At 41.7% G+C, this 13,333-nt stretch carries 12 protein-coding genes; 2 read left to right on the forward strand and 10 right to left on the reverse strand.

The genetic code is table 11. The features are described 5' to 3' along the window. Nucleotides 1-18: 18 nt before the first annotated feature. From thpR to C1E24_RS15880, 10 genes are all read right to left on the reverse strand, one after another. On the reverse strand, nt 19-564 hold the full coding sequence (gene thpR, locus C1E24_RS15835; protein WP_138483110.1) for an RNA 2',3'-cyclic phosphodiesterase: 546 nt from the start codon (nt 562-564) through the stop codon (nt 19-21). Between the two features lie 65 nt (nt 565-629). Then, the gene (locus C1E24_RS15840; RefSeq protein WP_138483112.1) at nt 630-2,966 is read right to left on the reverse strand and encodes an ABC transporter permease; all 2,337 of its coding nucleotides are present in this window, start codon (nt 2,964-2,966) and stop codon (nt 630-632) included. Then, on the reverse strand, nt 2,953-3,636 hold the full coding sequence (locus C1E24_RS15845; protein ID WP_240722035.1) for an ABC transporter ATP-binding protein: 684 nt from the start codon (nt 3,634-3,636) through the stop codon (nt 2,953-2,955). The genes C1E24_RS15840 and C1E24_RS15845 overlap by 14 nt, the downstream gene beginning before the upstream one ends. Nucleotides 3,637-3,666: 30 nt before the next feature. Continuing rightward, entirely contained in the window at nt 3,667-4,902 is a 1,236-nt protein-coding gene (locus C1E24_RS15850; RefSeq protein WP_138483114.1) for an efflux RND transporter periplasmic adaptor subunit, read from the reverse strand. Between the two features lie 86 nt (nt 4,903-4,988). Continuing rightward, complete coding sequence (locus tag C1E24_RS15855) at nt 4,989-5,558, reverse strand: hypothetical protein (RefSeq protein ID WP_138483116.1); 570 nt, start codon at nt 5,556-5,558, stop codon at nt 4,989-4,991. A gap of 25 nt (nt 5,559-5,583) precedes the next feature. Continuing rightward, nucleotides 5,584-6,135 carry a hypothetical protein gene (locus C1E24_RS15860; RefSeq protein ID WP_138483119.1) on the reverse strand — a complete coding sequence of 184 codons (552 nt, stop codon included), beginning with the start codon at nt 6,133-6,135 and terminating at the stop codon, nt 5,584-5,586. Between the two features lie 61 nt (nt 6,136-6,196). Next, nucleotides 6,197-6,379 (reverse strand): hypothetical protein, encoded by a 183-nt coding sequence (locus C1E24_RS15865; RefSeq protein ID WP_138483121.1) that lies wholly within the window; start codon nt 6,377-6,379, stop codon nt 6,197-6,199. Between the two features lie 259 nt (nt 6,380-6,638). Further along, on the reverse strand, nt 6,639-7,154 hold the full coding sequence (locus C1E24_RS15870) for a hypothetical protein (protein WP_138483123.1): 516 nt from the start codon (nt 7,152-7,154) through the stop codon (nt 6,639-6,641). 430 nt (nt 7,155-7,584) lie between these two features. Next, the gene (locus C1E24_RS15875; protein WP_138483125.1) at nt 7,585-10,767 is read right to left on the reverse strand and encodes a lantibiotic dehydratase; all 3,183 of its coding nucleotides are present in this window, start codon (nt 10,765-10,767) and stop codon (nt 7,585-7,587) included. Between the two features lie 6 nt (nt 10,768-10,773). Further along, nucleotides 10,774-11,985 (reverse strand): lanthionine synthetase C family protein, encoded by a 1,212-nt coding sequence (locus C1E24_RS15880; protein WP_138483128.1) that lies wholly within the window; start codon nt 11,983-11,985, stop codon nt 10,774-10,776. 740 nt (nt 11,986-12,725) lie between these two features. On the opposite strand from C1E24_RS15880, the gene C1E24_RS15885 reads away from it, so the two are divergent. Then, nucleotides 12,726-12,947: a hypothetical protein gene (locus C1E24_RS15885; RefSeq protein WP_138483129.1), complete on the forward strand. Its 222-nt coding sequence runs from the start codon at nt 12,726-12,728 to the stop codon at nt 12,945-12,947. A 32-nt stretch (nt 12,948-12,979) separates the two neighbouring features. Then, nucleotides 12,980-13,198, forward strand: coding sequence for a hypothetical protein (locus tag C1E24_RS15890; protein WP_138483131.1), 219 nt, complete (start codon nt 12,980-12,982; stop codon nt 13,196-13,198). The last annotated feature ends 135 nt before the right edge of the window (nt 13,199-13,333 follow it).

Below are 13,333 nucleotides of genomic sequence, written 5' to 3' on the forward strand. Positions count from 1 at the left end.
TATTAATAGAGATTTCTACTATGACTCGCCTTCCCCATTAAGTAAAAACGTTTCAATAGGCTCATATACAAGACCGTACTCTTTACATTGGTAGGAATGGTAAAGATGAAACTGTTTCACAGTAAGCGAAAAAGGGGGAATAGTTTGCGCAACCTCAGGACAAGGTTTGTGACTGCGAAATAGCGTGATATGCGGGGCAAAACTAAATGGGTTGTGATAAATATCAAGCTCACTCCCTTTGTCTCTTAACGGCTCTGCCAGCATAGACAACGGCTTAGGTATTGAGTCGGGCTGCAAATAAAAGATGCCGTTATGCGGCCAATAGCCAGTTTCGCTAAACTTTAACGAGAATGGCGCAACCTGCAAACTGCGCGCAAACGCGACGAGTTGGTTTTGTTGATCGGGTTGCACATTGGGCAAAAACGCCAAAGTGAGATGCCAGTTTTGCACTTTGGTATGTGGCTTTTTACCTACAACTGAACTATCAAGCCAAGCCTTGATATGCTCTTTCGCCACATCATCTAGACCAATGCCAAAAAATAACCGCTTGCTCTCATTCAACATAAAAACTCTGCATTACATATTGAAGTGGCCTGAAGTTGCATAACTCAGGCCACAATTAGATTACCTTATAACTCCCGTAAAGATTGCTGGATTGGTTGGTTTAACAACTTTCTCAACGGTAATACCACTGCTACTGCAGATAATGCAAACGTCACTAACACCGCGCTTAAAGCGGCAAGTATGTCTAGTTGCAGGGTATTGAACGAGGATGAATTGAATAGTACAAACACAGTTAAGCTCGTGAATATGGCTACAGCTAATGCCAATAGGCTGTACTTCAATCGCGTCAGCAGCACAAACTGCTCAGAGGCACCGATTGCAAGCAACACACTAATAGTTTGCTTTTCAACGCGTAATTGCGCCTGTATTTGATACCACAAACCACTGAATACACCGCCCACAATCACAGCAGCAACCAATAACGCAAACCACAGTACATCTTGCGATTGCTGATCGAACACTTGGATCACCAGTTCAAGCGTCTGGGCGTCAGATACTTTCGCATTTGGCACTTGTGACTTCACCCATGCCGCTAACTGCGCATGCTGTTTTGACTGCGGTGACTGTAGCACAGTAAATACTGCCATCGTGTCTGAGTTAAGCTGCTCTAAAGGTAAATACAAAGTCGGTTGCACACTCTGAGATCGCCCCCAATGTGGTATGTCTTCAACAATGCCTGTAATGGTATAGGTTTGCTCTTGCAGGCCATATTGAATCTGAGTTCCGAGTAAAGACATCAGATCATCATGTTGGTTCAAGCGCTCAGCAAATGTGTGATTGATCACAACACCACTTTGCCACTGCTTAGACTCTAGCCCAGTTACTTTAGCATCGAGCACATTAAAAAATTCAGAGCTGGCATGCATAATCGCAATATTAATCTCTTGCCCGCTTTGTGGAGCTTTAAACTCATAACGATGAAGTTGAGCAAAAGAAGAGCTCAAAATCGCTTTTGCTTCAGCGCCCTTGTCTTGTGCCAATAATTGTCGCCAAGATATAGGGAAATTGCCCGTATCAACTTGAGTTTGAGTTGCAGACAAGCCAATACTGGTTTGCTGATACTGTTGCCACTGCTCTTTCACCACAAAAGTCAGTGTATAAATCGCCACTAAGGCTGCGCTTAGTTGCAACACTAAAATGCCCTGACTCAATAACTTCTGCCATAAAGAAGCACTGTGGTTGGTTTGTCGCGTAAACAAATCTTTCTTCAATAGGTTCAGCAATGGAATACCGGCACAGGCCAATAAGCTCAGTATCATCATCAAAATTGCACTCAGTAACACGGCGCCATTGAGCACCATGTCTTGCTGACTAAAATATTGTTGGTAACCGGCGGTGCTTTGCACCATGGCTTTTAAGAAAGCTAAACAAGGATAAATTAAAGCACAGACCACACAGGCCATGACGAACGCAAAGCGCATCGCAGAGCGAAAAAAGTCTCGGTTTTGAGCGCCTAACAACCTCAATGTTCGCAATTCATCTGCTATTAAAATCGCCCGACTGCTTGAAAGCGAGAATAGTGTAAAGATTAAAATGAGCCACAACGACACCACTAAACCAAGCAATAGCTGCCAAGTAAACACTAGGCGCTGGTAACCTTTAGGATCAAACTGAACACCAGATAAAATGGCCAGAGGCAGTGTTGATTTACCGAATGACATACCTTTCACAGACAAGTCTAGCTCTGCCAATTGTGCAGTCGCTTGTTTAGGTTCAAACTCCCCCGATGCCGATACCAAACCATAATACATTGGCGCCGCGAGTAAAAAGCGATCGAGCATCATGCCACCTGTGAATGGAGTTGAATACTGCAACATGTCTTCTGGCAACCAAGCATCGAGTAATTCAGCGCCAACTTGGTCGTATTTTTGGTCAAGTACTCCCAACACTGGCAGCCCTTGTGGTAAGCGCTTAAAGCTAAACACCTTACCAACCACTTCAGGGTCACTATTTAGGTTTTCTTGCCAAAATCGGTGTGTTAACCAAATACCCAAGACACTACTTTGCGCCATATCTAGCCTTATATTCTCTGCTGAATTTGCAGAGAACACCGCACTATTGACCGCATTAAAGGTTTGGTTATTAAGCGAAAAGCTATATTTTTTTATCACCAGCCAAGAGACATCCTCAACCATAGGAAATGATTTTAGTTTCTCTAGGGCCTGCCGACTCACCGGGCTTAAACTGCTATTCTCATGTAACCTTCCAACCGTATAAAGCGGTTTGTCGGTGTTTGTCCACTGTGGATTTTCGTAAAACAGCATGCCACCTAAACGCAGCGCAATGGCCAGCAAAGCTGCAGAGAAAGCAAAGCCAAATAAAATGAGTGCAAGCTTAAAATACTGACCGCGCCAACGTCGCCACTCACATAGCAACTCAAAGAGTGTATTATTCGCCGTCATAAGTCACTTGCCCATCTAGAATTCGGATCTTGCGCTGACAACGCAAGGCAACATTTTCATCATGGGTAACGATGACCAAGGTTGTCCCTTGTGCCGACAGTGACAGTAATAAGTTCATGACTTCTTCACCGGTTTTTTGATCTAGGTTACCCGTAGGTTCATCGGCAAGAATTAAAGCAGGCTCATTAATGAGTGCTCGCGCAATGGCAACGCGCTGCTGCTGACCTCCAGAGAGTTTGTCAGGCGTGCTATTGCTTTTATCAGCTAATCCTACCTGCGCTAATACACTTTGTGCTCGAGCGATATATTCAGCAGGTTTAATGTCAGCGTTAAACCGCATCGGTTGTATGACATTCTCGAGCACTGTCATGCTAGCGATCAGGTTAAAGTTTTGAAAGATCCAACCTATATGACGATTTCGCAGCTGGCTTTTTTGTTTTTTGGTTAATGACGTGACGTTCTCTGTACGCAGTAAATATTCACCTTTGCATGGCTCATCCAGTAACCCGATGATTGAAAGTAAGGTGGATTTACCACTGCCTGACGGGCCCAAAATCGCAATCGATTCACCATCGTCAATGGTCAAGTCGATGTCTTTTAAAACCGCGTCATTATTTGCTGCTTGAGCAAACGATTTGTTAACCCTGTTTAGAGCAATAAGAGTATTCACGCTTTAATCCTTAGCTTTATTGTCTGATTATTATAATTTTATTGCTGAACGAGACTGAGGTAATGCCTTTAACACCTGCTCGCCTATTTCAACGCCCGCCAGTACTTCAATAAACTCACTACCTTGCATGCCAATTTTGACCTGCTTTTCTTGCACTTCGTCACCATCAAAGACATATAAGACTTGGCGCTCTGCGCCCGCCTTTAAATACAGAGGTTTGGCAACGCGAAGTGTATTGTCTTTACTGGCTAACATGACCTCGGCTGAGACCGACAAGTTATTTACCGCAGAAGAGGGAATGTGTTCTGTAAAGGTAGCTTCAAACTTAATTTGGTTGGCTTCAACATTAGGGTGCACACGCACCACTTGTGCGGCATACGTTTTGCCCTTGATGCCAATATTCACTGCCATTCCCGCCGATAAGATATCAATGGCACTTGCTGGTGCTAATAACTGAGCGAACAAGCTATTTTGACTCGATAATTTAGCCAATACTGTGCCCTTAGAGACCGCCTGACCTATTTCTATGTCTGCTAATAGCTCAGTTAAAATGCCCGACTGCGTTGTTGTTACTTGCAAATTGTTAACGTCATCTTGGGTCATCGCCAGTTGCTGCTTTTCGCTTTCAAGCTCAAGCGCCAAGGCTTGTTTTTCGTACTCTAAGGTGTTTTGAAAGGCCGCTTCACTGCGCTTGGTTAAGTCGAGCTGCAATCGCAATTGCTCTAACCGCGTTTTTGCACGTAAGAAGTCCAGCTCACTCAATAGTTTGGTTTTATGCAGCTTCCTTAAGGTCTCTATCTCTTGTTCTGCAAACTTTAATTCGCTGGCAGCCATCGCGACGTCGTTTTGCAATTGCGTGGCTTCTCGCTGCAATTTCGCCAGCGCTGAGACATGCTTTGCTTGCGCCTTTTGCCAGTTAAGCTTCGCGATTTGTAGCTGTCGTAATAATTGTGGGTTTGAAAGAGTAATAATAGCCGTATTGGCATTAACCTCTGCGCCTGGTAATACATTCAGTTCACTGACATGTCCATCAACTTGAGCCACTAAACTATTTGATGCTCTTGGCGTAAGACGGCCAAATACCGCTAAGGTCTGTATTACTGAGCCGCGTTCAACAGCTGCAAGCTGCAGCTCACTGGGTTGCTCTGCAAATAATTGTCGAGCAATAAACCACACAACCAAGGCAGTCAGAGCAACACCACTCATAACAAATATAAGCCGCTGTAAATGTCGACTGTTTGAGTCTTTTTCAGGGATTGTCAGCATCTAATATCCTTATGCTAGTTCAATTACCACAACCTATTAAACACTATATCATTATGATGAATATAATTTTTTAGCAGCATACCCTACTAAAATTGCTGGTTTTTAAAGCCGATTAAAGGAATTTCTATACGATACCAAGGTACCGTCTTGAGCCCTTTTAATATTGTCGCAGCCTTTTGCCTGTGCGCCTGTGCTTTTTCTAAATGCTTTCTAAAGCTAGGGTTATCAGAGAATTCATAATTTCCATTCTTTTTAACAGGAATATCGAAGTAGATAAAAACATATTTATGCTTCTTTTTATCGGGAAGCGCGATATTAAAAGTACCTTCAATTTCCGAATGGCTGGCAGGAAATTGACTATTTTTATCTATTAAAACTGGCTCAATCTCTTCGTAAATTGAAATCGCATTATCATGACTTAAAACTTCTTCAGACTCTAGATCGTACAAATATCCACATCTGTAATATGCTTTCTGACCTTTTTTTAAAAAATATTGCTCGAATGTGTCCCATCGTTTAGTCGTGCCCAATCGCCATTGCTCAATTTTATTTTGTTCATCAGTAAATCTGACCAGATCTTGAGGATGAACATGGTTTGCGAATGCAGAAAATGCCGATGCTAGGAGCAATAAGCAGCTCCATAGAGGAGTTTTCATATGATTTCCTTATTAAAATACACGACTAAAATGTTTGAGGCTTGTAGCCAATGAGCGGTATTTGAATTAAGTAACCCGTCACATCATGCTGTTGCTTTACAAGCTTTGCGGCGAGCTTACGCATTTCAATACTTTTCTTTAATTGCTTTGCAAACACCTCGTTACCAGCAAACAGGTATTCGTTGTTATTACCTGTATCTATAGGCGTATCAAAGAAAAATAAGGCATATCGCTTAGCATCTCTGATATCAACATTGGTAAAACTAACAACCTCAGCCAAAGTCAATTTAACATCCATATACTGTACATTCAGAATGGGTTGCAAAGCGGGCTTTAGTGACTTCGCGTCTTCATAAGACAGCCATTGCTGCTTTTCAAGATCGTATAAATAAGCTGTTCGGAAGTAAGCATCTGAGCCATACTTAAGAAAGAAATTTTGAAATGTATCAAATCGTTTTGTGGTACCGAGTTGCCACTGTTCAGTTTTATTATCTTCGTCGGTGAAAGTGCTGGCATATGAATAGAAATTGCCAAACATCAAAAAAACAATCAATAGCAATGCTTTAACTTTTAACATACTTTTAAATACTCCTTTAAAATAGCCAGCATTCGCTGGCTAGGTAATCCTGTTATATGATTTAACAAGATATGGTGCAGCGATTATCCTCATCACAGATTTTGATGCCTGATGGTGTTTCAACTGCACAAGTCCACTTACCATTGTTATCACCGCAAACACTATCACCACAAGCTGCATATACACCGTAGCTTGCACCACTTAAGACTAATGCCACTAACGTGGCCTTTATTGTTTTTGTCATTTTTAAATCTCCGTATAAATTAACAATTTTCCCTATATAGGGAAAGGTCAAAATAACAGCAGCGCAAAAAAGACAACCAAAAATAAACATTAAATTTACAAAACAACGTTTAAACTTTGTCTGTAAGTTTCGATGAGCAAGGGGTGAAACTATATGAGGTAGCAACGTGTTAAATTGCACTTAATCAGGTATTACCGGAGAGGTTAATGTGGCTAACAATATAGTGAACCACATAGAAAGAAAGGTGTTCTAGAGTGTGCTATTTGAACTTTACTTGTTTATTACTGCGCTGATAGCTACGTGACTCTGGCGCAGTCCATTCACCATTTTTTAAATATTGTGTCGAGACTTTAAACTCTCCATCAACAAACTGACTGGTGGATTTCACTTTGGTAATGTCATCTTTGTTTCCTGTGACGTCTTCATAGGCCACAAAGGCACCATTGGGTAATACCTCCATAGTACCTTGAGTATAAAAGCCTGCGGTTGTAAAATAGTAAAATACGAGGCTTTGTTTGGTTTTATCCCAAAATATCAATGACTCACCACCATACATACCGTCATTGATTGAATGCAGGGTGCGAATAGCCGTGCCATTCAGTGCGCGTTCCCACTTACTGACATCTTGCATGGCAGGTTGACCTTTTGGCACAGCAAAGTCTGCCTGCCAAGTGCCTAGGTAAGGTTCAAATACCTGTAATTCTTTTGCCAGTGAGCCTGCAACCGTGGGGAAGCTGAGTAACAGAGAAATGATTAATATAAATGCTTTTTTCATGTTGTTATGTCTTTCTAAGCAGTTTGGAATAGTAATGTTAGTCAGCATTTGATGAATAGACAATAAGCAAGAAATGGAAGCTGTTCGGTTAAGGTGGAGATAAAGACAGACCCGACATAAAGTCAGTGCTACCGATGTTTAGAATAACTCAAAAAGCTAGGCTAAGACTAAGTGAGAAAGTTGAATAAACCCGACTTAAAATCGGTGCTACCGAGGTTTAGAATAACTCAAAAAGCTAGGCTAAGACTAAGTGAGAAAGTTGAATAAACCCGACTTAAAGTCGGTAATACCGAGATTTATAAACTCACTTAATAGCGAGACTAAAACTGAGTGAAATAGTTTGAGAAAACCCGACCTAAAGTCGGTGCTACCAAAGCCAAAAAAGCACTGTAGAAACAGTGCTTTTTTAACGTTGAATTGCGATAGCCTGTTAGTGGCTTTGGCCTTTGTCTGCCGAGAAGTATTTACGGCGCATCAAGTCATGGATCACCAACTCTTGCTCACGACCATAGGCTTTAAACATACGGTTGTTATGCATGTGTAGCAAAGAGCTCAGTAATGAGTCTCGACTACAGTTGAGCTTGTCTTCTTCTAGCATCTCATTGAGCTGCGCAACCACAGGGTGTGCTTGCTGTTGCCATAAGTTAAGCAGTTGAGCAATCGCGTTTTGGGCTTCATCGTCAGGTAACTGAGTTAAATCAGCCAGCTTCTCGAAGTCGCCTTCTAACTGAGTTTGATAATCGCGGTAACGATTACCTAGCTGCTTACGCAAATGACTGGTTTCGTTAAATTCATTACCAAAACCGGCTCTCAAACCACTGATTAAGTTAAACTTGCCTTCATCATTGTAATTGAACAAGTTAAGCAGTTTATCGGTGCACTGCAGCGCCACACGCCAGCGAATGTCTTCACCATACTCGTCAATTAAGCCACAAGTACGAGCAATTAATTCACTGTCTAGCATGAATAATGACTCTATCAGTGCCATAGATTCTGGACCACCGTAGCGCTCTACTTCGCGCTCGTAAGTCATTAGCTCGACCTTGTGTAGCTCGCCCGACTCAACCATAGGGTCGAGTAGCTGATTAAGCTTAGGTAGCAACTGACCACATAACTTGCTTGGCTCGCCATAGAAACGCAGACGTAAATGCCAGTCGGGATCGCCATAGCGAATAAAGAACCATTTTTCAAAATCGCCTTGCTGCTCAGCAATAAATGGCAATAACTTTTCAGTTAATAGCTGCTCGACGATTGAATTACCTGAGTAAATCTTCAAGCTTAACCATTCTGAGCCTGCACTAAAGCGACGTTTAATCGGCTTGGCTGTAATATTTGCAAGTGGATCGTCTGAGAAATGATGGTGTATTGGGGCATTACCATTGAATAGTGGGATCACCATTTCGTTGTTATAGTGCTGACCTTGAGTGTCGACAACACGCGAAGCATATTGCGCTGTTAGCACTTCTTTTAACTCAACGCGAGGCTGTCCCTTGGTTTCTGATAATAATACCGCCAGCATGTCTGGATGACGCAGTTCTAGCTGAAGTACGTTATCGGCCATGGCATAACACACTTGTGGATCAAGCTGGTACTTGGTTAACAATGCCTCAAGCTTTTCAGATGAAAATTTGCCATTTTTGCTGATGGCTTCGAGCTCTTTACGTTCAATACGCCACGTTTTTTCATTTAAGATCAAGTTATCAAGCATCACTCTTGGCACAAAAGCGTCATTGGCGGTGCTACTTGGCATGCCGAAATTCGGTGCGTGACCTTCTTGGTGTTGCAGCATGCATAAAAACTTATAAGCACTTAAACTGCGTGCTGAATAGTTATGTGCACATGATAAACGAGGGATGATTTGTTTATTTAAACGCTTGCTCCACAGTTTAACCTTTTGCCCTTCAACCCAGACAAATAAGTCACTGAGTGGAATTTGATACTCACTGTCTAAGCTACTGTCGGCCATAAAGACGATTTCGTACTCACGTAGATGTGGGCGAGCAATCACGTTGCCTGGACGACCTTCTGGCATATGCGCAATTTCGGCAAAAATCACATTGTCTGAGTGCGCTTGCTCTTTTTGCAACTCATCAATCACAGACTGCTTGAGACCATCGTTTAGGTGACAAAAGCGGCCCAATAAATTGGCTGATGATGGGCCAGCACACCCGCCCAGCTTGAACACAGGATTTGATCTGTCGTCTTGATACGCACTGAGCATCACAGAAAAAGAGGCAGGAAAATTTTTGCTAATGGGTTCTTTGCTGTTTACTTTGCTTCTTAGCTCTTTGCTCTTTAGAACTATGGTGTCTTTGCTGCGATTCGCCGGTAAGCTCAGGGCTTCTTCAATGATCTGATTCAGCAAAGTCGGTCTTGGGGCTTCACCCGCGCCTTGATTACCCTTAACTAGGTTTAAACCTGCCACCAGCGGGGCTTCATATCCAGTTTCATTTGAAACGCCAATACCTGACTCGTCATCTAAGATCACATCAAGCGGTACAAACTGCCCTTCAAAACGCGCATTAAACTTAGTGATAAAGTTACTCAATGGGTTAGATTTATCGGTATCACCTAATTCAGCCAATAACTCGAGTTGCTTTTGCACCCGTTGCACTTCTTGAGCGCTTAATTGACACTGTTCAAAGGCGCGATAAACGTCGGTTTGAAAAAGCTTATTTTCTTGCGCTTTAACTGGCATGTTCTGAAAGTGTTCAAGCAATTGCTTATAAGGTTTAATTTCACCACTTTTCTCGTTATCGAGCTTTTCAATCATGGCCAGAGCGGTTGCAAGTTGATCTGCGGTTGCCAGCTCTTCCATATTTTGTAATGACTTTAAAAGAGCATAATCAGGTGAGTCGCCCGTCAGCGGCAGTGGGATATCGGCCTGTAGTATCTTTTCGTCAATCAGATCTTGAATGTATGCTTCAACGTCTTCTTTTTCGGCTTCGCCATACTGTGCGCAAAAAGCATCGACCAGACCATTAAAGCTTAAACCGCCTTTGGCTAGTTTAAGTACACACTGAAAATATTCATCACTGTCTACCGCGCTTAAACGATATTGCATGCTGTCTTCAGAGAGATAATTCTCAATATAACGACATTGATCAGCAACAAAGTAATGAGAAGGGTTTGGGCGGTACATCAAGTTGTCGGCACGTTGTGCTTCTTTCACGAAATGCTCTTTTAATGCCGACAAATAAAACATATCAAGGCGTGTTTTACGGCTATCTTGAGTATGTGATGCACTCATAAACTCAGTAGTATCACTCACTTCACCCTTATAGATCCCTGAGAATAAACCAAAAGGCGTCGGCCTTGCGCACATACGCAACATATATTTAAGTAGTGCTTGCGCAACCTTTTTACCTTGTTTTGATTCTGGCTTTGTTCGCCATTGCTCAATACGTTCAAGTAAAGAAGGGCTAGCAAGATAAATGGCTTCTTCAACCCCCTCAATTGCTAACCACTTTTCTAAGATAGCATTAGTGTCGGCTGACTCTGAGCTAAATTCTGCTAAGTGCTCTAGTGATAAACGCGGCGTACGCATTACAAAAAATGGTGCATGCTTAATCGGTTGATTTACTTGTTTTTGATTATTGTTGTTCGACATCATCACTCCTTATGCCATCAACAAGCATTCAGCCCAGTCTAGGTCATCGTTTAAAACTGAGATAAAGCCAACGCCAACCCCTGCATAGCCCATTAAAAAACCAAAATTCTCATAGTGCTGAGTGGTTTCACCGTTGTAGGCGTAAAATGCTTCAAGGCCCTTTTCTTGGTATTGTTCAAGGCTGTAGTTGAGCCAGTATTTTGCGGCTTGCTCAAGCTCAGGGTGGGGCATAAGTTGATTTAAAAGTTGATAAATACTGACAAGACCAACGAAACCATGACATAAGCCAGCATCGTTTATAAAGCCACTTTCGGCATCACGCTTTGCCGCTTTTAATGCCATTCGACGCGCTTCATCGACATAACTCGGTCTATCTAGTGCGTGACCTGCACGGGCAAGGGTTAATGCGATTGTTAAATCGCCATAACACCAGCCGAGTCTCGATTTGTGCTCGCCACCAGAACATGAACCATAGCAGTGTTCTTCTTCATGATTTGGGTTTTGCTGGGTAAGCAACCAGTCACAAGACTGCGTGACTAACTGAGCGGTCTTATCTTTAATGGCATCTATATTTAATGCAGGAATAAGCGCTGCGATGATCCCTGGCACACCATGGGCTAGTCCTAAATTGAATTCAGGCTTCTTACGATCATCTTTTTCGAAGCGGTAAACCGAATACTCAGGTTGAGACCAGCTTATTAGTTTGTCATCAACTTGTTGTGCCACACTGGCAAAGTTATCGACTATTACACCATATAATGCGGCTTGTTCTGATTGCTTGCTACGCCTTGCGGTATAAGGGGCATAACCCGCTAGGCCAAGTACAGACTCTATCTCACCTGGCCATGGTTGAAAGTTCAGTGCGTCATAAAAGATTTGATCCATATCGCTGAGCAACTCGGAATCGTAATCTTCCATGTCAGCTTGGTTTAAATACTCTAATACCCAAGCTTGACCAGCAAGGCCATTACTGAGCTCAAACCCTTGCTGCTCTAGCTCTTCTTGTAACTTTTCTAGTTTTTCTGAGAATAGCGTTTCATCAACAAAACTTGGGTCGATACGATAAGCATTATATAAAAATAATAAATGGCCAGCTAAACCACTTAACAAACCATTGGTTTCTACATTGTGAAGATCTTGGCTCACTTTTTCGGCCAAGCTTTGAATTATTTCGCGCACCTGAGCTGCTTGCTCTGCTGACGCAATCGCTTGTGTTGGCATATCTATCCTTAGGTGAAGACACCATTTTAATTATTATTCCTGCAACAACTGACCGATACCTTACTGAAGCGTCACCAAAACCTCAACAACTTTAGAATTGTTAATAAAAGTTAAACAACTTGATCGTTTAATTTATATGAACTATTTTAATTTTGCACTTACCGAAAGTGCTAATTTTTATAAGGAAAATAAGAAGAAAATTAAATCACTATCTTCAGATAAGAAAAGCACTCCAGCAGCAATGACACCAGAGATCGCTGGTGGCTTTGATTATCAATTTTCTGATATTGATTGTGGTCGACTGACGCTTATCCCACGCTATACGTGTGGTATTGGCTATACGTGTCCACACGTATTCTAATAAAGAGCTTTATAATTTATAAAAAACTTTCAATTAGTTATATAAATAAAAGGCGAACAAGGGCCATGTTTTTCTTTAAATATCGCCCTTCATTTACCTCTAAAGTTTTAATAATGAATTTTTAAGTCTATAAAAGAAACGTACTCCCCTACCTTATGCTTATCCATATACTTGTAACTTTTTTCATAATAAGCATTTATTCAGACATTCTATTAATTACACTTTTTGCAATAAGGCAAATAACAAAAAGAATACCAAAATCAAACTAGCAGCAAAGTGATTTTGTTAAATTAAGTTTAATAGCTTGAAAACTTATTTAATATGAATTAATTTGAATTTGCACCTTTTCTAGGTGCTAATTTTAAACAAGGATTTGATTATGAAATTAAAGTTAAACAAAAAGAAAATAAAAACCTTGTCTGCTGATAACAGCAACATCCCTGCAGACATGACACCTCAGGTTGCGGGCGGTACGCAAATTAACAGTAGTTATGTTACTTATCGCGATTGTCCTCCTCCACGCACTATCTCAGGCGGTGCAGTATCTTTATGCCAAGCACACACATGTGGCATGGGCTACACTTGCCAAGATGTTTACTAAGCAAACACAACTAATCTAGAAGGAAACTAACAATGAAACTTAAGCTAAACAAAAAGAAAATGAAGACGTTATCTGCAGATAGCAGCAATATTCCTGCAGAAATGACTCCACAAGTTGCTGGTGGTACGCAAATTAACAGTAGTTATGTTACTTACCGCTGCCCACCAATTGATGGCCCAAGTGCTGATGGCATGACACATTGTGTGGCTAACACATGCGGTCGTGGCCACACGTGTGGTGAGATTTATTAATCTAAGTTTAGATTAATACGCATAAACGCCTCTTTTGAGGCGTTTTTTGGTTTTAGAGCTAGCATTTGTAGCTATCGTTCTCATCACTATCGGCTAATACCAATCTGCAATAACATTTAATCATTTCGAGGGGTT

The sequence above is a fragment of the Pseudoalteromonas phenolica genome, from assembly GCF_005876835.1.
Classification (GTDB): Bacteria; Pseudomonadota; Gammaproteobacteria; order Enterobacterales; family Alteromonadaceae; genus Pseudoalteromonas; species Pseudoalteromonas phenolica_B.

Bases quoted from the DNA above. Each gene is read 5' to 3' on its own strand.
- thpR (WP_138483110.1), bottom strand. From the start codon at position 564: ATGTTGAATGAGAGCAAGCGGTTATTTTTTGGCATTGGTCTAGATGAT.
- C1E24_RS15840 (WP_138483112.1), bottom strand. From the start codon at position 2,966: ATGACGGCGAATAATACACTCTTTGAGTTGCTATGTGAGTGGCGACGT.
- C1E24_RS15850 (WP_138483114.1), bottom strand. From the start codon at position 4,902: ATGCTGACAATCCCTGAAAAAGACTCAAACAGTCGACATTTACAGCGG.
- C1E24_RS15855 (WP_138483116.1), bottom strand. From the start codon at position 5,558: ATGAAAACTCCTCTATGGAGCTGCTTATTGCTCCTAGCATCGGCATTT.
- C1E24_RS15860 (WP_138483119.1), bottom strand. From the start codon at position 6,135: ATGTTAAAAGTTAAAGCATTGCTATTGATTGTTTTTTTGATGTTTGGC.
- C1E24_RS15865 (WP_138483121.1), bottom strand. From the start codon at position 6,379: ATGACAAAAACAATAAAGGCCACGTTAGTGGCATTAGTCTTAAGTGGT.
- C1E24_RS15870 (WP_138483123.1), bottom strand. From the start codon at position 7,154: ATGAAAAAAGCATTTATATTAATCATTTCTCTGTTACTCAGCTTCCCC.
- C1E24_RS15875 (WP_138483125.1), bottom strand. From the start codon at position 10,767: ATGATGTCGAACAACAATAATCAAAAACAAGTAAATCAACCGATTAAG.
- C1E24_RS15880 (WP_138483128.1), bottom strand. From the start codon at position 11,985: ATGCCAACACAAGCGATTGCGTCAGCAGAGCAAGCAGCTCAGGTGCGC.
- C1E24_RS15885 (WP_138483129.1), top strand. From the start codon at position 12,726: ATGAAATTAAAGTTAAACAAAAAGAAAATAAAAACCTTGTCTGCTGAT.
- C1E24_RS15890 (WP_138483131.1), top strand. From the start codon at position 12,980: ATGAAACTTAAGCTAAACAAAAAGAAAATGAAGACGTTATCTGCAGAT.